This window comes from Burkholderia contaminans (genome assembly GCF_029633825.1).
GTDB classification, from domain to species: domain Bacteria; phylum Pseudomonadota; class Gammaproteobacteria; order Burkholderiales; family Burkholderiaceae; genus Burkholderia; species Burkholderia contaminans.
Genome location: NZ_CP090640.1, coordinates 1415791 through 1441441, shown reverse-complemented (window position 1 = coordinate 1441441; position 25651 = coordinate 1415791). Strand labels below are relative to the sequence as shown.

Annotated in this window: 19 protein-coding genes, 1 pseudogene and 1 riboswitch; of the genes and pseudogenes, 7 read left to right on the top strand and 13 right to left on the bottom strand. The window is 66.5% G+C overall.

Going from position 1 to position 25651, the window contains the following annotated elements:
* Positions 1-16: 16 nt before the first annotated feature.
* From mlaE to LXE91_RS06710, 6 genes are all read right to left on the bottom strand, one after another.
* Complete coding sequence (gene mlaE / locus LXE91_RS06735; RefSeq protein WP_039366670.1) at positions 17-784, bottom strand: lipid asymmetry maintenance ABC transporter permease subunit MlaE; 768 nt, start codon at positions 782-784, stop codon at positions 17-19.
* The gene (locus tag LXE91_RS06730) at positions 781-1602 is read right to left on the bottom strand and encodes an ABC transporter ATP-binding protein (protein ID WP_039366673.1); all 822 of its coding nucleotides are present in this window, start codon (positions 1600-1602) and stop codon (positions 781-783) included. Before LXE91_RS06730 ends, mlaE begins: the two co-directional genes overlap by 4 nt.
* A gap of 84 nt (positions 1603-1686) precedes the next feature.
* Positions 1687-2811 (bottom strand): thiamine phosphate synthase, encoded by a 1125-nt coding sequence (gene thiE, locus LXE91_RS06725; protein WP_278068123.1) that lies wholly within the window; start codon positions 2809-2811, stop codon positions 1687-1689.
* Positions 2808-3623, bottom strand: coding sequence for a thiazole synthase (locus tag LXE91_RS06720; RefSeq protein WP_039366676.1), 816 nt, complete (start codon positions 3621-3623; stop codon positions 2808-2810). Before LXE91_RS06720 ends, thiE begins: the two co-directional genes overlap by 4 nt.
* A gap of 38 nt (positions 3624-3661) precedes the next feature.
* Positions 3662-3859 (bottom strand): sulfur carrier protein ThiS, encoded by a 198-nt coding sequence (gene thiS / locus LXE91_RS06715; RefSeq protein ID WP_039366679.1) that lies wholly within the window; start codon positions 3857-3859, stop codon positions 3662-3664.
* Between the two features lie 32 nt (positions 3860-3891).
* On the bottom strand, positions 3892-5028 hold the full coding sequence (locus LXE91_RS06710; RefSeq protein ID WP_278068122.1) for an FAD-dependent oxidoreductase: 1137 nt from the start codon (positions 5026-5028) through the stop codon (positions 3892-3894).
* Between the two features lie 225 nt (positions 5029-5253).
* Positions 5254-5377: riboswitch (TPP riboswitch) on the bottom strand.
* A 269-nt stretch (positions 5378-5646) separates the two neighbouring features.
* Between LXE91_RS06710 and LXE91_RS06705 the strand changes: the two genes are divergently transcribed.
* The 4 genes and pseudogenes from LXE91_RS06705 (at position 5647) to LXE91_RS06690 (ending at position 11032) form a co-directional block, all read left to right on the top strand.
* A complete protein-coding gene (locus tag LXE91_RS06705; RefSeq protein ID WP_039366685.1) occupies positions 5647-7416 on the top strand; it encodes an ABC transporter ATP-binding protein/permease in 1770 nt (589 codons plus the stop codon).
* Positions 7413-8188, top strand: a pseudogene (locus LXE91_RS06700) (SDR family NAD(P)-dependent oxidoreductase). Before LXE91_RS06705 ends, LXE91_RS06700 begins: the two are co-directional and overlap by 4 nt.
* Before the next feature lie 236 nt (positions 8189-8424).
* Positions 8425-9687 (top strand): MFS transporter, encoded by a 1263-nt coding sequence (locus LXE91_RS06695; RefSeq protein ID WP_039366691.1) that lies wholly within the window; start codon positions 8425-8427, stop codon positions 9685-9687.
* 25 nt (positions 9688-9712) lie between these two features.
* The gene (locus tag LXE91_RS06690; RefSeq protein WP_039366695.1) at positions 9713-11032 is read left to right on the top strand and encodes a D-amino acid dehydrogenase; all 1320 of its coding nucleotides are present in this window, start codon (positions 9713-9715) and stop codon (positions 11030-11032) included.
* A gap of 100 nt (positions 11033-11132) precedes the next feature.
* Here LXE91_RS06690 and thpR read toward each other — a convergent pair whose 3' ends face one another.
* Positions 11133-11699 carry an RNA 2',3'-cyclic phosphodiesterase gene (thpR, locus tag LXE91_RS06685; RefSeq protein WP_039366704.1) on the bottom strand — a complete coding sequence of 189 codons (567 nt, stop codon included), beginning with the start codon at positions 11697-11699 and terminating at the stop codon, positions 11133-11135.
* A complete protein-coding gene (locus LXE91_RS06680; protein ID WP_039366708.1) occupies positions 11696-13186 on the bottom strand; it encodes an alanine/glycine:cation symporter family protein in 1491 nt (496 codons plus the stop codon). The genes thpR and LXE91_RS06680 overlap by 4 nt, the downstream gene beginning before the upstream one ends.
* A gap of 534 nt (positions 13187-13720) precedes the next feature.
* On the opposite strand from LXE91_RS06680, the gene LXE91_RS06675 reads away from it, so the two are divergent.
* Positions 13721-14854, top strand: coding sequence for a lipid II-degrading bacteriocin (locus tag LXE91_RS06675; protein ID WP_076841678.1), 1134 nt, complete (start codon positions 13721-13723; stop codon positions 14852-14854).
* A 75-nt stretch (positions 14855-14929) separates the two neighbouring features.
* Positions 14930-15313 carry a hypothetical protein gene (locus LXE91_RS06670; protein WP_039366710.1) on the top strand — a complete coding sequence of 128 codons (384 nt, stop codon included), beginning with the start codon at positions 14930-14932 and terminating at the stop codon, positions 15311-15313.
* 56 nt (positions 15314-15369) lie between these two features.
* Here the strand turns inward: LXE91_RS06670 and LXE91_RS06665 are convergent, their stop codons facing one another.
* From LXE91_RS06665 to LXE91_RS06655, 3 genes are all read right to left on the bottom strand, one after another.
* The gene (locus LXE91_RS06665) at positions 15370-16836 is read right to left on the bottom strand and encodes a glutamate synthase subunit beta (protein WP_039366713.1); all 1467 of its coding nucleotides are present in this window, start codon (positions 16834-16836) and stop codon (positions 15370-15372) included.
* 85 nt (positions 16837-16921) lie between these two features.
* On the bottom strand, positions 16922-21625 hold the full coding sequence (locus LXE91_RS06660; protein WP_039366715.1) for a glutamate synthase-related protein: 4704 nt from the start codon (positions 21623-21625) through the stop codon (positions 16922-16924).
* A 289-nt stretch (positions 21626-21914) separates the two neighbouring features.
* Positions 21915-22628 carry a transposase gene (locus tag LXE91_RS06655; protein ID WP_006477151.1) on the bottom strand — a complete coding sequence of 238 codons (714 nt, stop codon included), beginning with the start codon at positions 22626-22628 and terminating at the stop codon, positions 21915-21917.
* A gap of 192 nt (positions 22629-22820) precedes the next feature.
* Between LXE91_RS06655 and LXE91_RS06650 the strand changes: the two genes are divergently transcribed.
* The gene (locus tag LXE91_RS06650) at positions 22821-23552 is read left to right on the top strand and encodes an OmpW/AlkL family protein (RefSeq protein ID WP_039366719.1); all 732 of its coding nucleotides are present in this window, start codon (positions 22821-22823) and stop codon (positions 23550-23552) included.
* Between the two features lie 188 nt (positions 23553-23740).
* On the opposite strand, the gene ugpQ is transcribed toward LXE91_RS06650, so the two are convergent.
* Positions 23741-24511 carry a glycerophosphodiester phosphodiesterase gene (ugpQ, locus tag LXE91_RS06645; RefSeq protein WP_039366722.1) on the bottom strand — a complete coding sequence of 257 codons (771 nt, stop codon included), beginning with the start codon at positions 24509-24511 and terminating at the stop codon, positions 23741-23743.
* A gap of 28 nt (positions 24512-24539) precedes the next feature.
* Positions 24540-25625, bottom strand: a complete 1086-nt coding sequence (locus LXE91_RS06640; protein ID WP_039366725.1) for a sn-glycerol-3-phosphate import ATP-binding protein UgpC — start codon at positions 25623-25625, stop codon at positions 24540-24542.
* Between the last annotated feature and the right edge of the window lie 26 nt (positions 25626-25651).

Genomic DNA, 25651 nt, shown 5'->3' with positions numbered 1-25651 from the left:
TTGGCTTGGCTGAGGCTTAGCTGAACATCAGCGCGGTCAGCAGGAAATCGAGGCCGAGTACGGCGAGCGACGCGAACACGACCGTCTTGGTGGTCGCGCGCGACACGCCCTCGGGCGTGGGCTTCGCTTCATACCCTTGAAACAGTGCAATGAAGGTCACGGCGAACCCGAACACGATGCTCTTGATCACGCCGTTGCCGACGTCGGCCCAGACTTCGACCCCGCCCTGCATCTGTGACCAGAACGCACCCGGATCGACGCCGATCAGCACGACGCCGACCACGTAACCGCCGAGCACGCCGACCGCGTTGAAGATCGCGGCCAGCAGCGGCATCGCGATGATGCCGGCCCACATGCGCGGCGCGATCACGTTCTTGATCGGATCCACCGCCATCATCTCGAGCGCGGTGAGCTGCTCGCCGGCTTTCATCAGACCGATCTCGGCCGTGAGCGACGTGCCCGCGCGGCCCGCGAACAGCAGCGCGGTGACGACCGGCCCGAGCTCACGCACGAGCGACAGCGCGACCAGCAGGCCGAGCGCCTGCTCGGAACCGTAGCGGTTCAGCGTGTAGTAGCCCTGCAGGCCGAGCACGAAACCGACGAACAGTCCCGACACGGCAATGATCACGAACGAGTAGTTGCCGAGGAAGTGGATCTGCTTCGTGACCAGCCGCGGCCGGCGCAGCAGCGGGAAGAACTCCAGCACGAGGCGCACGAACAGCCGCGTGCCGTAGCCCGCGCGTTCGAGGCCGCCGATGACGTAACGTCCGATCGCGCTGATCATGCGCGCCCTCCGCCGAGCCCGAAATCCGCTGCAAGCGGCGGGCTCGTGTAATGAAATTTGAACGGGCCGTCCGGCGCGCCGTCGATGAACTGCCGCACGCTCGGATCGGTCGACGCGCGCAGCTCGTCGGGCGTGCCCTGTGCGAGCACGCCGCCGTTGGCCAGGAAATACACGTAGTCGGCGATCGCGAACGATTCCGGCACGTCGTGCGTGACGAGGATCGACGTCGCGCCCAGCGCCTGGTTCAGCGTGCGGATCAGGTTCGCGGTGATGCCGAGCGAAATCGGATCGAGGCCCGCGAACGGCTCGTCGTACATGATGAGCTGCGGATCGAGCGCAATCGCGCGGGCCAGCGCGATACGGCGCGCCATCCCGCCCGATACCTCGGACGGCATCAGGTCGCGCGCGCCGCGCAGCCCGACCGCGTTGAGCTTCATCAGCACGAGGTCGCGGATCAGGTCTTCGGGCAGGTCGGTGTGCTCGCGCAGCGCGAACGCGACGTTCTCGAACACCGACATGTCGGTGAACAGCGCGCCGAACTGGAACAGCATGCCCATCTTGCGGCGCAGCGCGTACAGGCCGTCGCGCGTTTGCGCGCCGACATCGGCACCGTCGAACAGCACCTGGCCGCGGCGTGCGCGCACGAGGCCGCCGATCAGGCGCAGCACGGTCGTCTTGCCGCAACCCGACCCGCCCATGACCGCAACGACCTGCCCCCGCCCGAAGCGCAGGTTCAGGTTGGACAGGACGAGGCGGTCGCCGTAGCCAAAGTCGACGTCGCGAAGTTCCAGCAGTGACTCGGTAGGAGTGGGGCTCACGGAGCTGACAGTCCTTTTACGCAGAACGCCGAATTATAGGGCCTGCATTGGAATGATGTCGTGAAGCCGTTCCGGGCCCTGCGGTCAATGATTGTCAAATTGTCCGGGAAAACATTGCTGCAGCGCAGCAATAGCGGCCCGATAGTCGGTCGCGCCCGTCACCGCACTGACTACCGCGACACTGCCGACGCCCGTTGCCAGCACGCCCGGCAGCGCATCGAGCCCCACCCCGCCGATCGCGACGAGCGGCGCCCGGGCGCCCGCGAAGCGCGCATAGCGGGCGATCCGGGCGAGGCCCTGTGGCGGCGCAGCAACGGCCTTGGTCGCCGTCGCATACACGGGGCCGAGCGCGAGGTAGCTCGGGCGCTCATGCAGCGCCCGCAACATTTCGTAATAACCGTGGCTCGAAAGTCCGAGCCGCAGGCCCGCGCGCGCGATCGCGGCCAGATCGGCCGTTTCGAGGTCTTCCTGGCCGAGATGAACGCCGTACGCACCCTCTTCTGCGGCAATCTGCCAGTGATCGTTGATGAACACGCGCGCATCGGGATAGCGGCGCCCGGCCGCGACCGTGCGGGCGACTTCCCGCCGCATCACGTCCGGCGTCGCGCCTTTCACACGCAGTTGCACGGTTCGCACGCCGCAATCGAGCACGCGCTCGACCCATTCGGCGTCCGGCACGACCGGATAGAGGCCGAGTTGCGCGGGGCACGGCGCGAATGCAGGTTCGGGCGCGGCCGGCAGCCCGGCAACACGCGGGAACTGTGCGGCGTCGACCGGCCACGTATCGGCGGCGCGCGTTTCATCGCCGTCGCGCCAGGCCAGCGCCAGCACCAGCGCGTCGATCGGCGCGAAGCCGCAATCGAGGAACGCCGCGAGCGCGGCGATCCAGTCGTCTCCGAGCGGATGCGCGGCGTCGAGTGCGTAGCGCGCGCCCGCCGTGTGAAGCACCGCGCCCTGCTCGTCGAATTCGATCGCGACCGCGCCCGGCGCCGCGGGCCGCGACGCAGCCGACGCGCGCGCCCGGGCAGCGCGGTCGCCTGCCGAAACGATCAGCACGTCGCCATCGGCCGGCACATCGGGCACCGCGACGCAGAGCCGCCACGGCGCAGCACCGCGCGGCCAGTCGCCGAGCCGCGCGCGAATCCGTTCGGCCGCTTCGGCCAGTTCGTCGGCCGGCGGCCAGAATGCATCGGCGAAACGCGCGCTCATGCGCCGCCTCCGTCCTGGTGCCAGAACGGCATCCCGACGACCGGCGTGCTCGCATGCGCGGTCTCGCGCGCATCCATCGGCCCGGCGAGATAGGCGGCGCGGCCGGCCTCGACGCCCTGCGCAAACGCGCGCGCCATGATCTCGGGGTGCGTGGCCTGCGACACGGCGGTGTTCAGCAACACGCCGTCGAAGCCCCACTCCATCACCTGGCACGCGTGCGACGGCACGCCGAGCCCCGCGTCGACGATCAGCGGCACGTCAGGCAGCCGCTCGCGCAGCACTCGCAGGCCGTACGGGTTCACGATACCCTTGCCCGTGCCGATCGGCGCGCCCCACGGCATCAGCGCCTCGCAGCCGACGTCGAGCAGGCGCCGGCCGATCACCAGATCCTCGGTGCAGTACGGCAGCACCTTGAAACCGTCCTTGATCAGTTGTGCGGCCGCTTCGATCAGGCCGACCGGATCGGGCTGCAGCGTGTAGTCGTCGCCGATCAGTTCGAGCTTGATCCAGTCGGTGCCGAAGACTTCGCGCGCCATGTGTGCGGTCGTCACGGCTTCGGCGACGGTCTGGCAGCCGGCCGTGTTCGGCAGCAGCGGCACCGCGTGACGCTTGAGCAGGTCGAAGAAGCCGGCTTCGGCCGTGCCGCCCGTCATTTGGCGGCGCAGCGCGACCGTCACCATCCCGGGACGCGACGCGGCGATCGAATCGGACAGCGACTGCAGCGACGGATAGCGCGACGTGCCGAGCAGCACGCGGCTTGCGACGGTTTCGCCGTACAGCGTCAGCGCGTCGGCGGAGGTGAGGGACGTCATGTCGTTTTCCTGAAATAGCGGGGACGAACCGGCGGCGCTCAGCCGCCCGCGACCGGGTGCACGACGTCGAGCTTGTCGCCCGCCGCGAGTGCGCGCGCCGCGTGCTGCGTGCGCGCGACGAAGTCGCCGTTCAGCGCGACCGCATACGGCGGACGCGCGCCGTACGCGGCGAGTGCGTCGGCCACCGTGGCGCCGTCGGGCAACGTCAGGTTCTGTTGATTGATCTGGATATCCATGAGGCTTCGTCGAATTCGGTCGGCAGCACGCGTCAGGCCGGCTGGCGCGCGTCGTTGCGGTGATGAAGGAGCGCCGGCCAGCGCTCGGCGTCGCGCCACGCGGCGAACGCATCGGCATCGCCGAACGCGCCGCCGAGCGCGGCTTCGGCGACTGCAACCGCCGCGTGCGCGACTTCCGGCGCGATCATGAAGCCGTGCCGGTACAGGCCGTTGACGGCGAGCGTCGACGCGCCGTCCCAGATCACCGCCGGGCGATGATCGGGCAGCGTCGGCCGGCACTGCGCATTGAGCTCGAGGATGCGCGCCTCGCCGAAGGCCGGATGCACGGAGAACGCCGCGCTCAGCAGTTCGAGCGCGGAGCGCACGCTGACGGGCGACATGTCCTCGCCCTCGACCTCGGTCGCGCCGATCACATAGAGATCGCCCTGCTTCGGTGCGATGTACAGCGGGTAGCGCGGATGCAGCAGCCGCACGGGCCGGGTGAGCCCGATGCCGGGCGCGTGCACACGCGCGACTTCGCCGCGGATGCCGCGCAACGCGGGCAGCGCGGGTTTCGCGCCGAGCCCGCGGCAATCGATCGTGAAATGCGCGGCGGGCAGGTTCGCATCGTCGATCGTGACGTGCCAGTGCAGCTCGACGCCGCGCTCGGCGAGGCCGGCCGCGAGCGCACGCAGCGCCCGGCGATTGTCGAGCTGGCCTTCGTTCGGCAGCAGCAGGCCGCGCGCGAAGCGGCCCGCGAGCACGGGCTCGGCCGCGTCGACCTGCGCGCCGGCGAGCGTCACGAAACCGCGGTCGAACAGGTCGGCCGGCGCGTTCGCACGCACGCGCCGCTCGAACAGCGGTGCCTCCGCGCGATCGGCGTGATGCCAGACGACGAGCGTGCCGTGACGCTGGAAGAAGACGGGTTCGGGCAGTTCCGCGAGCCACTGCGGCCAGCGCGCGAGCGACGCGGCGCCCAGCTCGGTGATCAGCAGCTCCGCGCTCGCCGCCTCCGCGAGCGGCGCGAGCATCGCGGCCGCGATCCACGCGGCCGACTGCTCGCCGTCCGGGCCGCCGCGCTCGTAAAGCGCGACGCGGTGCCCGTCGCCCGCGAGCCGCCAGGCGATCAGGCGGCCGACGAGGCCGCCGCCGAGCACCGCGAAATCGGGTCGGGAATCCCGGGCGTTCATCGCGCGCCCTCCGCACGAGCACGCACGACGAGCGTCGACGCGCACGCGCCGCCGCATGCGAACGCACGCGGCATCGGGCCGGAAACCATGCAAAAGACTGAAGATTGTGCGGTCATCATTCCTTCCGTAACGCGCAAGGCGCGTACCCAAAAGGACGAAACCGGCAGCAAAGGCCGGCCGGGCGGGACAAGGGCGCTGACCATGTGGGATGGCAGCCAGCGCGACCCGGCGGGATCAGAAACTTCCCTCGCCGGTATTACCCGGATCGGGTGCGAAGGGTCTTTCTCAGCCTCATCGCGCTGCCCGGAACATCTGCCGGCCGCGCCACGAAGCACCCCTGTTTCGTCGTCGGCCATTAGACCATAAAAGCGGAAAGCGCCGCAAACTGTCCCCCTTGCGGCAAATTCGCCGTCGTGCCGCGCCGCTCTGGCACAATGCCCGCAGGCCGGCCGCGCGAGCGGCCGGTTGCCGCGTCACCGCCGGCCTTAAGTGCCGTTTAAGACGCGCGGGCGAACATCCGGACGCCCGTCGTCAGTCGGCGCCGCGTCCCGGCATGCCGTATCGCGGCGCGCGCCCGGCTTCGCCCGGCCCGCGCGCCGGCTACTCATCAGGAAGCACATGACCCAATCGATCGATCCCGTCCGCTCCGCCTCCGACGCGCCGCAGGACGACCGCCCGGTATCCGCATGGAGCCTCATCAAGCCCTACTGGGTATCGTCCGAATGGAAAATCGCGTGGGGCCTGCTGGTCACGATCATCGCGATCAACCTCTGCGTGGTCTGGATCAACGTCCGGCTGAACAAGTGGAACGCGGAGTTCTACAACGCGCTGCAGTCGAAGGACGTCCACGACTTCCCGAACCTGCTGATGCAATTCTCCGCGCTCGCGTTCGCGTTCATCATCCTCGCCGTGTACGGCCGCTACCTGCGGCAGATGCTCGGCTTCCGCTGGCGCCAGTGGCTCACCGACCGCTTTCTCGGCCAGTGGCTCGGCGATCGCGCGTTCTACCGGATCGAGCGTGACCGCCTCGCCGACAACCCCGACCAGCGGATCACCGACGACCTCCAGTCGTTCGCGACGACCACGCTCGCGCTGTCGCTCGACCTGCTGTCGACGGTCGTCACGCTCGTGTCGTTCATCACGATCCTGTGGTCGCTCGCCGGCGCGCTGACGATTTCGCTCGGCGCGACGCCGATCGCGATCCCCGGCTACATGGTGTGGGCGGCCGCGCTGTACGCAGTGGTCGGCTCGCTGATCATCCAGAAGGTCGGCCATCCGCTCGTGTCGATCAACTACCAGCAGCAGCGCGTCGAGGCCGACTTCCGCTTCGGGCTGATCCGCGTGCGCGAGAACGCCGAGCAGATCGCGTTCTACGACGGCGAGAAGACCGAGACCGGCAACGCGCAAAACCTCTTCGCGCGCATCCGCGACAACTGGTGGCGCGTGATGAAGTACACGAAGCGGCTCACGTTCGTGCTGAGCTTCTACGGGCAGATCGCGATCATCTTCCCGCTCGTCGTCGCCGCGCCGCGCTATTTCGCGGGCGCGTTCTCGTTCGGCGTGCTGATGCAGATCTCGTCCGCGTTCGGCACCGTCAGCGATTCATTCTCGTGGTTCATCAACAGTTACTCGACCCTCGTCGAGTGGCGCGCCACCGTCAACCGTCTGCGCGAATTCAAGCGCGTGATGGGCACGTCGCACCTGAAGGAAAGCCTGTCGCCCGCGACCGAGCACGGCGGCATCAACCTGCACTACGTCGACGACGCGAAGCTGTCGACGTCGTCGCTCAAGCTCGCGCTGCCGAACGGCAACGCGCTCGCGACCATCGGCAGCGTCACGATCGAGCCCGGCTCGCGCTGGCTCGTGGTCGGCAAGTCGGGTTCCGGCAAGAGCACGTTCATGCGCGCGCTCGCGGGCCTGTGGCCGTTCGGCGACGGCGCGATCGATGCGCCGGTCGGCGCGCGGATGATGTTCGTGCCGCAAACGAGCTACCTGCCGATCGGCACGCTGAAGGCCGCGCTCACCTATCCGGCGACGGCCGACGCGTTCAGCGACGAAGCCTGCCGCGACGCGCTGCGCGCATGCCGCCTCGAGGATTACGTCGACCGCCTCGACGAGACCGCGCACTGGACCCGCGTGCTGTCGCCGGGCGAACAGCAGCGCCTGGCCGGCGCGCGCGTACTGCTGCACAAGCCCGACTTCCTGTTCCTCGACGAAGCGACCAGCGCGCTCGACGCCGACAACGAAGCGCGCCTGTACCACCTGTTCGCCGAACGGCTGCCGAAGGCCGCGATCGTCAGCATCGCGCACCGCGAATCGCTGGCCGCGTTCCACGTCGGCACAATCAACGTCGAACGCGTGAACGACAGCGACAAGGTCGCGGCTTGAACGCACGCGCCGCGCACATCGCACGGATTGCGCTGATCACCGGCGCGGGTTCCGGGATCGGCGCGGCGCTCGCGCGGCGGCTTGCGGCGCCCGGCATCGCGCTGGCGCTGCACGCGCGCGGCGCGGACGAAGCGGCGCGCGCCCGGCTTGCCGATGTCGCCCACGCGTGCACGGCGGCCGGCGCGGCATGCGTCACGCTCACCGGCGATCTCGGTGAGGCGGGCGTCGCCGCGTCGCTCGTCGATGCAACCGCGGCACGCTTCGGCGGGCTCGATCACCGGTCGCCAACGCGGGCTTCGCCGCCCGGCAGTCCTTTTCCGGTCTTTCCGCGGACGCGCTCGCGTCCGCCTTCGCGGCGATGCCCGGCGCGTTCTCCGCGCTCGCGGGCCGCGCGCGGCCGCTTCTCGAAGCGTCGGTGGCGCCGCGGATCGTCGCGGTCAGCTCGTTCGTCGCGCACCGCTACCGCGCCGACGCGCCGTTCGCAGCCACCGCCGCAGCGAAGGCCGCGCTCGAATCGCTCGTGCGCTCCGCCGCTGCCGAATTCGCCGCGCGCGGCATCACCGTCAACGCGGTCGCGCCCGGCTTCACGCGCAAGGACCACGGGCCGAGCGCCGGCAACGCCGCCGCGTGGGCGCAGGCCGAACAGGCGACACCGCTCGGCCGGATCGCCGAACCCGACGACGTCGCCGCGCTGATCGCGTTCCTGCTGTCGGACGCCGCGCGACAAATTACCGGCCAGGTCATTCATGTCGACGGTGGCCTGACGCTCTGAAGCAAGGGCTTGCGCGCCGTGCCGGCGCACGGGCCGTCACACCGTTGCCCGGGCCTGCATGGCGCCCGAGCGCGAACGGATCGGGCCATCACGCTTTCCCCGAACGCACGCGCACCGCCCTCACCGTTCGTTGCGCCGCCACACACCCGCACCCGCCTTTTTGGCACCCCGCATCCCGCCCGTAAAATAGCCGCCAGACGGCAGCGCGAGACGAGACAAAAGAGGGGGCGGCAAGCATGCAGGCATTCCAGTGGTTCAACGAATTGTCGACGCGCGAGCGCAGGACGCTGTACGCCGGCTTCGGCGGCTACGCGGTCGATGCGTTCGACTTCATGATCTATTCGTTCCTGATTCCGACGCTGATCGCCACCTGGGGCATGACGAAGAGCGAGGCCGGGATGATCGCGACGAGCTCGCTGATCTCGTCGGCGCTCGGCGGCTGGGTCGCCGGCATCCTCGCCGACCGCTACGGCCGCGTACGCGTGCTGCAGTGGACGATCGCGACGTTCGCGCTGTTCACCTGCCTGTCCGGTTTCACCCATTCGTTCTGGCAACTGCTCGCGACACGCACGCTGCAGGGCTTCGGCTTCGGCGGCGAATGGTCGGTCGTGACGATCATGATGGCCGAGACGATTCGCTCCCCCGAGCATCGCGGGAAGGCGGTCGGCACCGTGCAGAGCAGCTGGTCGTTCGGCTGGGGGGCGGCCGCGATCCTCTACTGGGCGTTCTTCGCGCTGCTGCCCGAGCAGGTCGCGTGGCGTGCGTGCTTCTGGATCGGCATCGTGCCCGCGCTGTGGATCCTGTACATCCGCCGCAACGTCACCGATCCCGACGTTTACACGGCCACCCGCCGCGCGCGCGACGAAGGTCGCGTGTCGGGCCACTTCCTCGAGATCTTCTCGCTGCCACACCTGCGCGCGACGCTTTTCGGCAGCGCGCTGTGCACCGGGATGCTCGGCGGCTACTACGCGATCACGACGTGGCTGCCCACCTACCTGAAAACCGTCCGCCACCTGTCGGTGTTCAACACGAGCGGCTATCTCGTCGTGCTGATCGTCGGCTCGTTCGTCGGCTACGTGGTCGGCGCGATCCTGTCCGACCGGCTCGGCCGCCGCGCGTCGTTCATCCTGTTCGCGATCGGCTCGTTCTCGCTCGGCATGGCGTACACGATGCTGCCGATCACCGATACCGCGATGCTGCTGCTCGGCTTCCCGCTCGGCATCGTCGTGCAGGGGATCTTCGCGGGCATCGGGGCTTATCTTTCGGAGCTGTATCCGGGTGCGATCCGCGGTTCGGGCCAGGGCTTCTGCTACAACCTCGGGCGCGGGCTCGGTTCGTTCTTCCCGATCCTCGTCGGCTCGCTGTCGCAGTCGATGTCGCTCGTGAAGGCGATCGGCCTCGTGGCGGGCGGCGGCTACCTGCTCGTGATCGTCGCCGCGCTCGTGCTGCCGGAAACGCGCGGCAAGTCGCTCGTCGACGGCCCGGCCGTCGCGTCGTGAGCGGCCTCTTCATTCCGGAAACCGCATGCACGTGATCGTTCTCGGCGCCGGCGTGATCGGCGTCACCACCGCCTGGCACCTGCGCGAAGCAGGCTGCGACGTCACCGTGATCGAGCGCGAGTCCGATGTCGCGCAGGCGACGAGCCTCGGCAACGCGGGCGTGATCGCGCCCGGCTACGTGACGCCATGGGCCGCGCCGGGGATGCCCGGCAAGATCCTCAAGTACCTGTTCAAGCCCGCTTCGCCGCTGATTTTCCGGCCGACGCTCGACGCCGCGCAGTGGCGCTGGATCGCGCGCTGGCTGCGCGAATGCGAATTCGAGCGGTTTCGCGTGAACAAGCAGCGGATGCAACGCGTCGCGTATTACAGCCGCGCGTGCCTGCATGCGTTTCGCGACAGCCATCCGTTCGACTACGGCGCGAGCCGCGGCTACCTGCAACTGCTGCGCGGCGCGTTCGACGTCGAGATGGTGCAGCCCGCGCTGAAGGTGCTGCGCGACGCCGGCATCGCGTTTCGCGAACTCGACGCGGCCGGCTGCACGGCAATCGAGCCGGGCTTGCGGTGGGCACGACAGGCGCCCGTCGGCGGCATCTACCTGCCCGACGACGAAGCCGGCGACTGCGCACGCTTCACGCGCGAACTGCGGGCGCTGTGCGAAACCAACGGCGTGACGTTCCGCTTTCGCACGGGAGTGCAGGCGCTCGACGTTGAAGCCGGCCGGGTGCGCGGCGTGCGAATCGTCGGCAACGGCAACGGCGGCGAGGACGGCGGACCGCATCCGCACGCATCGAACGCCGGCGGCCAGCACCGCGACGCGCGGCTTGCGGCCGATGCGATCGTCGTCGCGCTCGGCGTCGACAGCGCCGGCCTGCTGCGGCCGCACGGCATCGACGTGCCGCTGTATCCGGTGAAGGGCTACTCGGCGACGCTCGCCGTCGTCGACGACGAAAAATCGCCACACGCCGCGCTGATGGACGAATCGCTGAAGACGGCGATCACGCGTTTCGGCCCGACGCTGCGCGTCGCGGGTACCGCGGAACTCGGCAACCGGCACGCGGCGCTGCGCCAGCAGGCGCTCGATACGCTGATGAAGGTGCTCGACGACTGGTTCCCGCACGCGGCCGATCGGGCATCGGCACGCTTCTGGGTCGGCCGCCGGCCGATGACGCCCGACGGGCCGCCGCTGCTGGGCGCGAGCGGGATCGACGGACTCTGGCTGAACGTCGGCCACGGCTCGACGGGCTGGGCGATGTCGATGGGGTCGGGGAAGGTGGTGGCGGATCTCGTCACCGGGCGAGAGCCGGAGATCGATCTGTCGGGGTTGACGCTCGCGCGCTACGGGTAGCAGGCCGGGCGGCGCGCAACGTCACCGAAGCGCGGCAACCCACCCGCATGACGCATGACAACGATGACGGCGGCCCATCGCCAGGTCTCGCCACAACAGCTCAACCCGCCGCCTCGCCATCCGCCCGCGCAATCGGCGCCGATACGATCGGCCGATGCGACACGCCTTCATGCGACAGCCGGCTTTCGAACAGCGTGAGCGCGTCGAACCGCAGCGCGACCGGCCGCTTCACCGCACCGCCGTGCGCCGGCTGCCCGATCGCATCGTGCGGCAGCCGCGCGAGCGTCACATGCGGGCGGAACGGCCGCCGGTCGGCCGGCACGCCGAGCTCGCGCAGCTTCGCCGACAGCGCGGCATTCAACGCCGCACACGCCGGTTCGGCGGCCAGTTCCGCGACGATCAGCCGTGCGCGCGGCAGGCTCGGCCACCACGCGATCCGTTCGACCGGCATCAACGGCAGCGCATGCGCGGCCGCAAGCGCCGGCAGGCACGCGGCCAGTTCGTCGCAGCACACCCGCTCGATCGCCCCGACGAACGCGAGCGTCACATGCAGTTGCGCGGGCAGCGGACGCCGCGCGCCCCGGGTAACCGGCAACACGTGCAGCGCGTCGCGCGATGCCGCATCGGGCATCAGCGCAACGAACACGCGCAGCCGGTCGCCGTTCATGACTCGCTCGCCACCGCGCGCGGCACGCGCGTCGGATCAGTCGCGACCGGACGCTGCGGCAACGGGCCATGCTCGCCCCACACGTCGATCGGCAACACGTTCGCGAGTTCCGGAATCGTGTTGCGCGTGAACACCGGATCGGCCACGCCTTCCGCGCGCTGGCGGCGATAGTCGCGCCATGCCGCGTGCGCGTACTTGCCGAGCGCGAGGATCGCGATCAGGTTGATGATCGCCATCAGCCCCATGCTCGTGTCGGCCATCGCCCACACGAGCGGCAGTTGCCCGACGCTGCCGAACATCACCATCGCGAGCACCGCGACGCGGAACAGCGGCAGCACGCCGCGCCGCTTCGTGATGAATTCGACGTTGCCTTCCGCATACGCGTAGTTGCCGATCACCGACGAGTACGCGAAGAAGAAGATCGCGAACGCCATGTAGATGCCGCCCCAGTCGCCGACGTGGCTCGCGATCGAGCGCTGCGTGAGCGCCGCGCCTTCCATGCCGGTGCCCAGCGCGTACTGGCCCGACAGCAGGATCACGAAGGCGGTCGCGCTGCAGATCACGATCGTGTCGACGAACACGCCGAGCATCTGGATCAGCCCCTGCACGACCGGATGCCGCGTGCTGGCCGTTGCCGCCGCATTCGGCGCGCTGCCCATGCCGGCCTCGTTCGAGAACAGCCCGCGCTTCACACCCATCGCAACCGCTTGGCTCACTGCATAGCCCGTCAGGCCACCCGCCGCCTGCTCGAGACCGAACGCGCTCTTCACGATCAGCGCGATCACGCCCGGCACCAGCGCGATGTGCGTCGCGACCGCATAGACCGCCAGCGCGAGGTAGCCGATCGCCATCACCGGCACGATCACCTGTGCAACCGCCGCGATCCGGCGGATCCCGCCGAAGATGATCGGCGCGGTCAGCAGTACGAGCCCGAGACCGACGCTCGCGCGGCTCCAGCCGAACGACGTGTCGAACGCATCGGCGATCGCGTTGGCCTGCACCGCATTGAACACGAAGCCGAACGCGAGGATCAGCGACAGCGAGAACAGCACGCCGAAGCCGCGCGAGCGCAGGCCCGTCTGGATGTAGTACGCAGGGCCGCCGCGATAGCTGCCGTCCGGGTGCGACACCTTGAAGATCTGCGCGAGCGTCGCCTCGACGAACGCGGACGACATCCCGACCAGCGCCGTCATCCACATCCAGAAGATCGCGCCGGGCCCGCCAACCGTCAGCGCAACCGCGACGCCGGCGATGTTGCCGGTGCCCACGCGGCTCGCGAGCCCGGTCGCGAACGCCTGGAACGACGAGATGCTGCCCGGCTCGCCCTTGCTGCCGACCAGCTTCACGCTGAGCAACAACGCCTTCAGTTGGATCATCCGGAACCGCAACGTGAACCACAGGCCTACGCCAAGCAGCAGCGCGATCAGCACGTAGTTCCACAACACGCCGTTGACGGCGTCGATCAGCCCTTGCACGAGTGCTTCCATCCAGAATCCTTGTAAATAGGGTCGGTCATGTGAGGCGGCCGCGCGAATGCGACCGGAGGGGCGACATGATATGACAACTTACAAGAGAAATTACAAATTGAAAGGATGCGACGCATCGATTAAACGTTCCATCCCTTCCAAGTGGAGCGGCGTCGATGCTCTCTCAATTTAATCAATCCTGTGACCGTTTGACACATTGCTGTCCCAACCGCGGTATGCCGATGGGAACGTCTCTACGTCCGGATTTCGTCACGCGTACCGGGAGGATATGCGGCGGTAGCTGATAGGCCTATCGACCGCACTTCGTCGGAATCTCCTCTGCCGGCGCGGGTTTCGGGTCAATTCCGGGATAAGGAAAGCCGTCGCGCCTCCTCACGGGTCCTTTCTTGATATCGCTTTGCAAAAGCATTTCGGACGACTCCGTCGCGAACGGTGGTGTACAAATTTCTTGCAGATCGCTCAGAAAAAAATGACTGTCGCAGTCTTAAGGCATGCGAATCGACAGTTCAATTTAACCACTGCACGGGATATGAAATGACGCAGCGCAATCCTCTGAAACATGTAACTCGGCCATCGGAAGAAAACCAACAGTCTTTGATGCGGCGGCGCCTTCTGTTTGCGTCAACCGCACTTCCATTTGGCGCGCTACTCAAACACACAGCCGCCATGGGTCAAAGTAATGTTCTCCCCCCGATCACGATCACAACATCCAGGCCCCCAGACTTCAATTTTGGTGACTTCGGCATCAAGGTAAATGAGATTCCCGGCGCTAACCCTGGCGCCGGGATTCCAGCGCCTACCGTTTGCTTCAATGAATATTGCACATCGAATTTCATGCTGCATTTTGCAAACACGGGAAACATGGTCCGCACTACCGAGATGTTTCTCAAGCATCTCCAGATCTTCGGCAGCAACGACACAAAATTCTGGCGCAATCAGCTAACACTGGTTGGCGGCTTCACTCCGTGGCTGGCCATCGGCGGCTACAAACATCTACCCGGCGCCAACCAATACGGGTTCAACTTCGAACCCGGACAATATGCCAACATCACCGCTCTATTTGGCATATATGTTGGTCAGTCACACGGCATCCCTCCAACGAGCACATTCGAATCGTATGGCAATCCACTGATGTTCGTCGAAGCAATAAATCATTGGATACACGGAGACGGAACCCAACGAACCGTTAACATTGAATCACTAAATTTAAAAATGGGCGTCGCCGATTTCAGAGAAATAACGAAGGCCATTGAAAATCCAGGATATGGCCCTGGTGTCTATTCGTTCGACACTGCTTTCAGCACCAACATTTTCAGTCACGGGACACAAGATCTCTGGAGCGCCTCAGTCTTTGGGCGAGTATCCGGCAGGATACGTGGCACGCTTGTGATGCTTGAAGACGATACATATCGGTTTGACGGCTACTACTCACTCAATCCCGACAAGTTCGATGCAGATCCTTCCAACCGACCGTTCTTGCAGGAGGCTGCGACAACATTTCTGGCCAAACTCGGTTCCATCTTGGGACACAAGGACTATCAAATTAATTTTTTCGGTGAAAAAAAGCTCTCGTTCTCAGGCCAACGACCTGTCAAGAATGCAGGCGTACATCCCCCGCAGGCAGTCCACAGGCCATCGCTCGGTGGATTGATGCGGCCACCCCGCTAACATGCTCCCGGGCAGTTCCAGCCACTTGGCTGCCCGGGCACCTCGCAAGTTGTTTGCGCCTATATCGAGCAATTCATGATTTCCAAAGTCGTGCGCGGCGTTCTCAAACTAGTTCTTGGGCTAGTTGTCGCAGTGATCTGCGCCTACACGCTGCTGTTCGGCATCGTCGCAACTTCCCGGTATGAAAGAACGGAAGGCAGTTGTCCCGACATGTCTCTCGATAAGCTGCGAGAAAAGGTCCTGCTGCGTCTTGGGGAACATGGAGTACCACCGGGCAGCATCCGGTTCGACGGTGCGCCGCAGTATCACGCGTGGAAGCTGGGCGTATGGGAATTCCCACTGCGCGTCGCCGAAACCCGATACACCGCGATGATCGATTGCAACGAGCAACTTGCGAGCTACGGGCAGACGGTTGCCCCAGCCGGACAAGCTCGCAAGCCCCCGCTGCTTCAGAAATGAAAAAAACCGGGCGCCCTTTCGGACGCCCGGTTTCTACGACGGCTACCGACCCGCGCTTAACGCGGCAGGTTCGAATGCCCCATCAGGTACGCATCGACCGAGCGCGCGCACTGACGGCCTTCGCGGATCGCCCACACCACGAGCGACTGGCCGCGGCGCATGTCGCCCGCCGCGAACACCTTGTCGACCGACGTGTAGTACGAACGATCGCCTTCGGTCGCCGCACGCGCATTGCCGCGCGCATCCTTCGCGACGCCGAATGCCTCGAGCACCGGTGCCGCCGGCTGCGTGAAGCCCATCGCGAGCAGCACGAGGTCGGCCTTCATTTCGAACTCGGAGCCCGGCACTTCCTGCATCTTGCCGTCCTTCCACTCGACGCGCACCGCGATCAGCTTCTCGACCTTGCCGTTCTTGCCTTCGAGACGCTTCGTCGCGACCGCCCAGTCGCGCTCGCAACCTTCTTCATGCGACGACGACGTGCGCAGCTTGATCGGCCAGTACGGCCACACGAGCGGCTTGTTTTCCTCTTCCGGCGGCTGCGGCAGCAGCTCGAACTGCGTGACCTGCTTCGCGCCATGACGGTTCGACGTGCCGACGCAGTCCGAACCCGTGTCGCCACCACCGATCACGATCACGTGCTTGCCCTTCGCGAGCAGCTGGTCGACGAGCTTGTCGCCCGCGTTCACGCGGTTCTGCTGCGGCAGGAAGTCCATCGCGAAATGCACGCCCGCGAGCTCGCGGCCCGGCACCGGCAAATCGCGCGGCGTTTCCGAACCGCCGGCGATCACGACCGCGTCGAATTCTTCCTTCAGCGTGTCCGGCGAGATGGTTTCCTTCGCGAGACTGCCGATCGACTCGGGCAGCGGATCCTTGCCGATGAACACGCTGGTGCGGAACGTCACGCCTTCCGCTTCCATCTGGCGCATGCGGCGGTCGATCAGCCACTTCTCGAGCTTGAAGTCGGGGATCCCGTAACGCAGCAGGCCGCCGACACGATCGTTCTTCTCGAACACCGTCACGTCGTGGCCGGCACGCGCGAGCTGCTGCGCGGCGGCGAGGCCCGCGGGTCCCGAGCCGACGACCGCGACCTTCTTGCCCGTCTTGTGCTCGGCCGGCAGCGGCTTCACCCAGCCTTCCGCCCAGGCCTTGTCGATGATCGCGTGCTCGATCGACTTGATGCCGACCGGGTCGTTGTTGATCCCGAGCGTGCACGCTGCCTCGCACGGCGCCGGGCAGATGCGGCCCGTGAATTCCGGGAAGTTGTTGGTCGAATGCAGGACTTCGATCGCCTGCTGCCAGTCCTGGCGGTAAACGAGATCGTTGAAGTCCGGAATGATGTTGTTGACCGGGCAGCCGTTGTTGCAGAACGGGATGCCGCAATCCATGCAGCGCGCGCCCTGGACCTTCGCGTCCGCGTCGGTCAGTGCCGCGACGAATTCCTTGTAGTGCTTCACGCGCGTGAGCGGTGCTTCGTACGCCTCGTGGCGGCGTTCGAACTCCAGAAAACCGGTTGCCTTGCCCATAAGGTGCTCTTCTGTTCGGTGTATCGGGTGGGGGAGCCGCGCGCGGCAGTCATGCGCGCGCGGCATTCGCTAAGTCGTTCGTCGCTCAGGCGGCCAGTTCTTCCTTCGCCGCCTTCTTCGCACCGATCTCGCCCAGCGCGCGCTTGTATTCGTGCGGGAACACCTTCACGAACTGGCGGCGCGCCGCGTCCCAGTTTTCCAGCAGCGACTTCGCGCGCGGCGAACCCGTGAACTGGAAATGACGCTCGACGAGCCCCTTGAGCAGCGCTTCGTCCGTCGTGCCTTCGTGCCAGAGCGCGCGATCGACCGTGCGCTCCTGCTCGGCCTGCTGCAGCACCGGCTCGAGCGCGACCATCGACTTGTTGCACTTGGCCGCGAACGTGCCTTCCGGATCGTAGATGTACGCGAGACCGCCCGACATGCCGGCCGCGAAGTTGCGCCCGGTCTCGCCGAGCACGACGACCGTGCCGCCCGTCATGTATTCGCAGCCGTGGTCGCCCGTGCCTTCGACGACCGCCGTCGCACCCGAGTTGCGCACGCAGAAGCGCTCGCCCGCCACACCGCGGAAGAACGATTCGCCTTCGATCGCGCCGTACATCACCGTGTTGCCGCAGATGATGTTTTCCTCGGACTTGCCGCGGAAGTCGTTGGTCGGGCGGATGATGATCCGGCCGCCCGACAGGCCCTTGCCGACGTAGTCGTTGCCGTCGCCGACGAGGTCGAGCGTCACGCCCTTCGCGAGGAACGCGCCGAAGCTCTGGCCGGCCGTGCCCTTCAGCTGGATGTGCACCGCGTCGTCGGCCAGGCCGTCGTGGCCGTGCTTCTTCGCGATCACGCCCGACAGCATCGCGCCGACCGTCCGGTTCACGTTGCGCACCGGCTGGATGAACGACACATGCTCGCCGTTCTCGATCGCGGCCTTCGCCTTCTCGATCAGCACGTGGTCGAGCGCGCGCTCGAGGCCGTGATCCTGCACGTCGACGTGACGCGGCGCGACGTCCTCGCACTCTTCCGGCTGATAGAACACACGCGAGAAGTCGAGGCCCTTCGCCTTCCAGTGCTCGATGCCCTTGCGCGTATCGAGCAGGTCGGCACGGCCGATCAGGTCGTCGAACTTCGCGATGCCGAGCTGCGCCATGATCTCGCGCACTTCCTCGGCGACGAAGAAGAAGTAGTTCACGACGTGCTCGGGCTGGCCCTTGAACTTCGCACGCAGCACCGGATCCTGCGTCGCGACGCCGACCGGGCACGTGTTCAGGTGGCACTTGCGCATCATGATGCAGCCCTCGACGACGAGCGGAGCCGTCGCGAAGCCGAATTCGTCCGCGCCGAGCAGCGCGCCGATCACGACGTCGCGGCCGGTCTTCATCTGGCCGTCGGCCTGCACGCGGATGCGGCCGCGCAGGCGGTTCAGCACCAGCGTCTGCTGCGTTTCGGCGAGGCCGAGTTCCCACGGCGTGCCTGCGTGCTTGACCGACGACAGCGGCGACGCACCCGTGCCGCCGTCGTGGCCGGCGATCACGACGTGATCGGCCTTCGCCTTCGCGACACCTGCCGCGACCGTGCCGACGCCGACTTCCGACACCAGCTTCACCGAGATGCTCGCACTCGGGTTCACGTTCTTCAGGTCGTGGATCAGCTGTGCCAGATCCTCGATCGAGTAGATGTCGTGGTGCGGCGGCGGCGAGATCAGGCCGACGCCCGGCACCGAGTAACGCAGCTTGCCGATGTATTCGGACACCTTGTGGCCCGGCAGCTGGCCGCCTTCGCCCGGCTTCGCGCCCTGCGCCATCTTGATCTGGATCTGGTCGGCCGATGCCAGGTACTCGGCCGTGACGCCGAAGCGGCCCGACGCGACCTGCTTGATCTTCGAGCGCAGCGAATCGCCGTCCTTCAGCGGAATATCGCTGACGATTTCATCGCCGATCACCGACTTCAGCGTCTCGCCCGACTTGATCGGAATGCCGCGCAGTTCGTTGCGATAGCGCTTCTCGTCCTCACCGCCTTCACCCGTGTTCGACTTGCCGCCGATCCGGTTCATCGCGATCGCGAGGGTTGCGTGCGCTTCCGTGCTGATCGAACCGAGCGACATCGCGCCCGTCGCGAAACGCTTGACGATGTCCTTCGCCGGCTCGACGTTTTCGATCGGAATCGCCTTGGTCGGCTCGACCTTGAACTCGAACAGGCCGCGGAACGTCATGTGACGCTTGGTCTGGTCGTTGATCAGGTGCGCGTATTCCTTGTACGTCTGGTACGAGTTGCTGCGCGTCGCGTGCTGCAGCTTCGCGATCGAATCCGGCGTCCACATGTGGTCTTCGCCGCGCACGCGGTATGCGTACTCGCCGCCCGCGTCGAGCATGTCGCGCAGGACCGGGTTGTCGCCGAACGCGTCGCGGTGCAGGCGGATCGCTTCTTCCGCGACTTCGAACAGGCCGATGCCGCCGACCTTCGACGCCGTGCCCTTGAAGTACTTCTCGACGAGGTCGCTCGACAGGCCGAGCGCTTCGAAGATCTGCGCGCCCGTGTACGACATGTACGTCGAGATGCCCATCTTCGACATCACCTTCTGCAGGCCCTTGCCGACCGCCTTCGTGAAATTGTAGACGGCCTTCTCCGGCGACAGGTCGCCCGGCAGGCCTTCGGCCATCTTCGCGAGCGTTTCCATCGCGAGGTACGGGTGCACGGCTTCCGCGCCGTAGCCCGCGAGCAGCGCGAAGTGGTGCGTCTCACGCGCGGAGCCCGTCTCGACGACGAGGCCCGTGCTCGTGCGCAGCCCTTGCTGGACGAGGTGCGTGTGGATCGCCGACGTGGCGAGCAGCGCCGGAATCGCGACGTGCTCGGCGTCCGTCTTGCGGTCCGACACGATCAGCATGTTGTAGCCCGACTTCACCGCGTCGACGGCTTCCGCGCACAGCGACGCGAGACGCGCCTCGATGCCTTCCTTGCCCCAGGCGACCGGGTAGCAGATGTTCAGTTCGTACGCGCTGAACTTGCCGCCCGTGTACTGGTCGATCGCGCGGATCTTCGCGATGTCCTTGAAGTCGAGCACCGGCTGCGACACTTCGAGACGCATCGGCGGGTTGATGTTGTTCGTGTCGAGCAGGTTCGGCTTCGGGCCGATGAACGACACGAGCGACATCACCATGTTCTCGCGGATCGGGTCGATCGGCGGGTTCGTGACCTGCGCGAACAGCTGCTTGAAGTAGTGATAGAGCGTCTTGTTCTTGTTCGACATCACCGCGAGCGGCGAGTCGTTGCCCATCGAACCGACGGCCTCTTCGCCCTGCTGCGCCATCGGCGCCATCAGGAACTTCAGGTCTTCCTGCGTATAGCCGAACGCCTGCTGGCGGTCGAGCAGCGCAGCGCCCTGCGTGCGGCCGGCCGCGACTTCCTCGGCCTTCGGCTCGATCTCGTCGAGCTTGATGCGCACCGCGTCGATCCAGCTCTTGTACGGCTTCGCGTTCGCGAGATTGTCCTTCAGTTCCTTGTCGTCGATGATGCGGCCGTGTTCCATGTCGATCAGGAACATCTTGCCCGGCTGCAGGCGCCACTTCTTGACGATCTTCGATTCGGGGATCGGCAGCGTGCCGGCTTCGGACGCCATGATGACGAGGTCGTCGTCGGTCACGATGTAGCGCGCCGGGCGCAGGCCGTTACGGTCGAGCGTCGCGCCGATCTGGCGGCCGTCGGTGAACGCGATCGCGGCCGGGCCGTCCCACGGCTCCATCATCGCGGCGTGGTATTCGTAGAACGCGCGGCGGTTCTCGTCCATCAGCGTGTGCTGTTCCCACGCTTCCGGGATCATCATCATCACCGCATGCACGAGCGGGTAGCCGGCCATCACCAGCAGTTCGAGGCAGTTGTCGAACGATGCGGTATCCGACTGGCCCGGGTAGATCAGCGGCCACAGCTTCGGCAGGTCGTCGGCGAGCACGTGCGACGCGATCGCGCCGGTACGCGCGTTCAGCCAGTTCACGTTGCCCTTCACGGTGTTGATCTCGCCGTTATGCGCGATCATCCGGTACGGGTGAGCCAGTTCCCACGCCGGGAACGTGTTGGTCGAGAAGCGCTGGTGCACGAGCGCGAGCGCCGACACGACGCGCGCGTCCTGCAGGTCGCGGTAGTACACGCCGACCTGGCCCGCCAGCAGCAGCCCCTTGTAGACGATCGTGCGCGCCGACATCGACGGCACGAAGTATTCCTTGCCGTGCTTGAGCTTCAGCGCCTGGATGCGGTGGCTCGCGGTCTTGCGGATCACGTACAGCTTCCGCTCGAGCGCGTCCGTCACCATGATGTCCTTGCCGCGGCCGATGAAGATCTGGCGGATCAGCGGCTCGCTCGCCTTGACCGTCGGCGAGATCGGCATCGCATGGTCGACCGGCACGTCGCGCCAGCCGAGCACCACCTGGCCTTCGGCCTTCACCGTCCGCTCGAGCTCCTGCTCGCACGCGAGACGCGACGCGTTTTCCTTCGGCAGGAAGATCATGCCGACCCCATATTCGCCGGCCGGCGGCAGATTCACGCCCTGCTTCGCCATTTCCTCGCGATAGAACGCGTCCGGAATCTGGATCAGGATGCCCGCGCCGTCGCCCATCAGCGGATCGGCGCCGACCGCGCCACGGTGATCGAGGTTCTCGAGGATCTTCAGACCCTGCTGGATGATCTCGTGGCTCTTCTTGCCCTTGATGTGAGCGACGAAGCCGACACCACAGGCGTCGTGTTCGTTTTGCGGGTCGTACAGACCTTGTGCGGCGGGCACCGCGGCGAGCGGCTGCTGGTGGTCGTTCATGGGGACACCGTCGTAAAGGGGGCCTGGAGGCCGTTGAACCATTTTCTTGTTGCCGTCGATCCCGCTCCCGACGGGAGACGGCACGGCCGACAGTGGATGGGCATGCTTCGCCCGGGCCACCGGAATTCGGAATATACGCGACGAATCAAAGGAATAGCAACAAAAACCGCTTGATCGAACCCCAATTAAACGAACGCATCGATCTGGTGCTGTTTTATTGGGGTCGTATCGTTTTGGTGCAAAAAGAAGCGGCGCCCGCAGCGCCGCCTCCTGAACCGCCGTTCCTGCGTTACTGCTGGATCGGCGGCGTGTTTTCACGCACCTTTCTGGGGCGTCCGCGCGGCAGCGGCGACACGCGCCGGTTCGCGGTACGCGCCGCCCACTCGCGGTAATTCTCGCCGCCGAGCACCCAGCCCTTCAACGTCGCCTGCTGCAGCTGGTCGGCCTGCCGCTCGTCGAGCGGCTGTTCGCACAGCTCCTTGTACGCGCGCTGGCGGTCGAACGGCGTATTGCCGAGCGCCCAGTAGAGCGGATGGTCGGTGATCAGGCTGTCGACGGTGAGCCCGACGTGGTGCCGGTAGCTCGACCAGCGATAGGCCTCGGGCGTCGCGACGAGCTGCGCGCGCACCGGGCTCATCTCGACCACGCGGCTCGCGAGCAGGAAATAGCGCTCGCCTTCGATCACGGTCGCGCGATAGCGGCCTTCCCACAGGGTGCCGCGCCGCGAGTAGCGCCGGTTGAAATGCGCGACGTAGCGACGGCCGACGGCCTGCATCGCTTTCGGCAGGCTCGCTTCGTCGCTCGGCGTCACGAGCAGTTGCACCTGGCGCGGCAGCAGCACGTAGGCATGCACCGACAGGTGATGATCGCGTGCGGCGGCCTTCAGGCAATCGATGAAGAGTTCGTAGTCCTGGTCGTCGACGAACGCGGGTTGCTGATCCAGGCCGCGCAGTATCACGTGCTGCGGCTGGTCGGGAACGTAGAGTCGTGCTAACCGTGCCATGCTGAATGTCCGTTTGAACGCGTTAGGAAATACCCGGGGGTCCGAAATGCGCACCTGCGTTGAATCCCTGTCCCCGCTGGGCGCGAAAGCGTACGGTCGTACGAAACCTAGGGAGAAAACTCTAACTTACGAGCTTGTTTGGTTTTAAACGCAGTCGTCATAATGAGCACGCCTTTGATCGGAGGAGACACAATGAAACGAAAACTGGCCATTACGGGGGCCGCAGCGCTCGCATTCACGTTTGCGGGCGGTACGGCACATGCACAATCCGCAGGTGATTTCTACGTCAGCACCGGCTGGTTCCACCTCGCGCCGCAGGACAGCAGCGACCCGCTGTTCGTCTACGGCGTAGGCGGCACGCCCATCAACCAATCGATTCCCAACACCGGTGCCGGCATCAACGACGCTGATACGCTTGGGCTCGCAACGGGCTACTTCATCACCGACCATATCTCCACCGAGCTCGTTATGGGGATACCGCCGAAGTTCGACATTACCGGCAAGGGTCAGTTCGAAAGATTCGGCGTACTCGGCCGTGCGTACCAGTGGAGCCCCGCCGTACTGCTGCGCTACCACTTCAACGACGCCAACGCGAAGTTCCGTCCGTATGTCGGCATCGGCGCGACGTACGTCTGGTTCACCGGTGCAAAGATCACGAACAGCAGCTTCGAGAACGGCGTGCTCGGCGGCCCGACCAGCGCTACGACCAGCAACCAGTGGGCGCCTGTCTTCAACGCCGGCTTCACGTACAACTTCACGAAGCACTGGTTCGCAGGCCTGTCGCTCTCGTACATCCCGGTCAGCGTGACGGCGACCTTTACGACGGCCCGCCGAACGCCGGTCGGCACACTGACGGAAACGTCGAAGGCCCACATCTCGCTGAACCCGATCGTCACGTACCTGAACGTCGGCTACCGCTTCTAAGCGTAGTCGAATATTTGGGGAATGGTTAATCCTGCTGCAATTTGTAGCGGATTTTTCCTGGCGTAACGTCTCCACGATGCAAAACGCCCCGGCGGAAATCCCGTCGGGGCGTCGTTTTTTCGCGTCAGGCACGTTCCGCGCAAGGGTTTCGCCGGGCCCTGGCGCGGCTCACGCCGTGGCCCGGGCCATCAGACGACCTCGATGTCGTCCAGCGCATCGGGTGCGATCAGGTCGATGCGGTCCGTGCAGACGGCATCGACGCCCCAGCGCGCGAGTTCGCGTGCCCGTTCGAGGTCGTTCACCGTGTAAACCAGGATGCGCAGCCCGGCAGCCTTGATCGCGCGCACGAGCGATTCGTCGAGCCGGATGTGGTCTGCATGCAACGATACGCAGTCCAGCGCATCGATCACCTGCGCATGCCAGTCGTCCGGCACGACTTCGTAGAGCATCCCGCGCGGCAGGCCCGGCACGGTCGCGCGCGCCTGCTGCAATGCGTCGAACGAGAATGACGACAGCAGCGGCGCCACAGCGGCATCGTGCCAGTACGCGGCCGCGTCGGCGGCCACGCGCCGCCCCGTTTCGCGCTCGCGCCCCGGGCACGGCTTGATCTCGACGTTCGCGGCCAGCCCGTGCGCGATGCAGCGCGCCGCGGCCGCCGCGAGCGTCGGCATCCGTTCGCCCGCGAAGCGCGCATCGCGCCACGCGCCCGCGTCGAGCGCGGCCAGCGCCGCATAACGCATGCCCGCCGCCGCTCCGTGGCCGTTCGAGGTCCGGTCGACCGTGTCGTCGTGCAGCAGGAACGTCACGTCGTCGGCCGACAGCTTCGCGTCGAACTCGACCATCCGGTGACCGCGCCGCGCGCCCTCGTCGAGCGCGGCAAGCGTGTTCTCCGGCGCGAGCGTGCCGCCGCCGCGATGAGCGACGACGCGCGGATAGGGCCAGTCGGTACGGGTGATCATCGTCGGTCTCTCCGCGGATGCAGCGGTTTCAGCCGGCACGCTTGCCGGTCTCGGGATCGAAGAAATGCAGCCGGTGCGCAGGCAGCGCGGCCGCCAGCGCCGTGCCGCGCGCGGGGCGATCCGCGTGCGGCAGGCGCACCGCGACGTCGTGATTGCCCCAGCGGCCGTGCGCGAGATTGTCCGCGCCGAGCAGCTCGCACGAATCGACCGGCAGCGTCGCCTGCGCGACGCCCGGCTGCGGCGTCATGTGTTCCGGCCGCACGCCGAGCACCCAGTCGCGCCCGACGGCGATCTCGCGGCCGATGCCGGGCGCGCCGGAGACCGGCAGCGCGGGGCCGCCGCCCGCGACAGTGAAAGTCGCGCCGTCTTCCGACAGCCGGCCGTGCATCAGGTTCATCGCAGGAGAGCCGATGAAGCCCGCGACGAACACCGTCGCCGGTTTCTCGTACACGTCGACCGGCGCACCGATCTGTTCCGCGTAGCCGCGGTTCATCACGATCACGCGCTGCGCGAGCGTCATCGCCTCGATCTGGTCGTGCGTCACGTACACGCTCGTCGTCGCGAGCCGCGCATGCAGCCGCTGGATCTCGAGCCGCATCTGCACGCGCAGCTTCGCATCGAGGTTCGACAACGGCTCGTCGAACAGGAACACCGACGGCTCGCGCACGATCGCACGCCCCATCGCGACGCGCTGCCGCTGGCCGCCCGACAGCTCGCGCGGCCGCCGCGCGAGCAGCGGCTCGAGTTCGAGGATCTTCGCGGCCGCCGCCACCCGCGAGTCGATCGTCGCGCGCTCGATCCCGCGGATCTTCAACCCGTAGCCCATGTTCTGCGCGACCGTCATGTGCGGGTACAGCGCATAGTTCTGGAACACCATCGCGATGTCGCGATCCTTCGGCTCCAGCGCGTTGACGACGCGCTCGCCGATCGCGATCTCGCCGTCCGTCACCGTCTCGAGCCCCGCGATCATCCGCAGCAACGTCGACTTGCCGCAGCCCGACGGGCCGACCAGCACGATGAATTCGCCGTCGGCGATCTCCACGTCGATGCCATGCAGCACGTGCTGCTTGCCGTCGTAGGATTTCCTGACGCCCTTCAAGCTCAGCGCAGCCATTCTTGGTCTTTCTCCCGGTTGCCGTC

Excerpts from the sequence above, each read along its gene's own strand:
- LXE91_RS06720 (WP_039366676.1), bottom strand. The coding sequence starts at position 3,623 with ATGACGTCCCTCACCTCCGCCGACGCGCTGACGCTGTACGGCGAAACC.
- LXE91_RS06665 (WP_039366713.1), bottom strand. The coding sequence starts at position 16,836 with ATGGGCAAGGCAACCGGTTTTCTGGAGTTCGAACGCCGCCACGAGGCG.
- LXE91_RS06690 (WP_039366695.1), top strand. The coding sequence starts at position 9,713 with ATGCACGTGATCGTTCTCGGCGCCGGCGTGATCGGCGTCACCACCGCC.
- LXE91_RS06680 (WP_039366708.1), bottom strand. The coding sequence starts at position 13,186 with ATGGAAGCACTCGTGCAAGGGCTGATCGACGCCGTCAACGGCGTGTTG.
- thiS (WP_039366679.1), bottom strand. The coding sequence starts at position 3,859 with ATGGATATCCAGATCAATCAACAGAACCTGACGTTGCCCGACGGCGCC.
- LXE91_RS06710 (WP_278068122.1), bottom strand. The coding sequence starts at position 5,028 with ATGAACGCCCGGGATTCCCGACCCGATTTCGCGGTGCTCGGCGGCGGC.
- thiE (WP_278068123.1), bottom strand. The coding sequence starts at position 2,811 with ATGAGCGCGCGTTTCGCCGATGCATTCTGGCCGCCGGCCGACGAACTG.
- LXE91_RS06660 (WP_039366715.1), bottom strand. The coding sequence starts at position 21,625 with ATGAACGACCACCAGCAGCCGCTCGCCGCGGTGCCCGCCGCACAAGGT.
- mlaE (WP_039366670.1), bottom strand. The coding sequence starts at position 784 with ATGATCAGCGCGATCGGACGTTACGTCATCGGCGGCCTCGAACGCGCG.
- LXE91_RS06670 (WP_039366710.1), top strand. The coding sequence starts at position 14,930 with ATGATTTCCAAAGTCGTGCGCGGCGTTCTCAAACTAGTTCTTGGGCTA.
- LXE91_RS06675 (WP_076841678.1), top strand. The coding sequence starts at position 13,721 with ATGACGCAGCGCAATCCTCTGAAACATGTAACTCGGCCATCGGAAGAA.
- ugpQ (WP_039366722.1), bottom strand. The coding sequence starts at position 24,511 with ATGATCACCCGTACCGACTGGCCCTATCCGCGCGTCGTCGCTCATCGC.
- LXE91_RS06640 (WP_039366725.1), bottom strand. The coding sequence starts at position 25,625 with ATGGCTGCGCTGAGCTTGAAGGGCGTCAGGAAATCCTACGACGGCAAG.
- LXE91_RS06705 (WP_039366685.1), top strand. The coding sequence starts at position 5,647 with ATGACCCAATCGATCGATCCCGTCCGCTCCGCCTCCGACGCGCCGCAG.
- thpR (WP_039366704.1), bottom strand. The coding sequence starts at position 11,699 with ATGAACGGCGACCGGCTGCGCGTGTTCGTTGCGCTGATGCCCGATGCG.
- LXE91_RS06650 (WP_039366719.1), top strand. The coding sequence starts at position 22,821 with ATGAAACGAAAACTGGCCATTACGGGGGCCGCAGCGCTCGCATTCACG.
- LXE91_RS06655 (WP_006477151.1), bottom strand. The coding sequence starts at position 22,628 with ATGGCACGGTTAGCACGACTCTACGTTCCCGACCAGCCGCAGCACGTG.
- LXE91_RS06695 (WP_039366691.1), top strand. The coding sequence starts at position 8,425 with ATGCAGGCATTCCAGTGGTTCAACGAATTGTCGACGCGCGAGCGCAGG.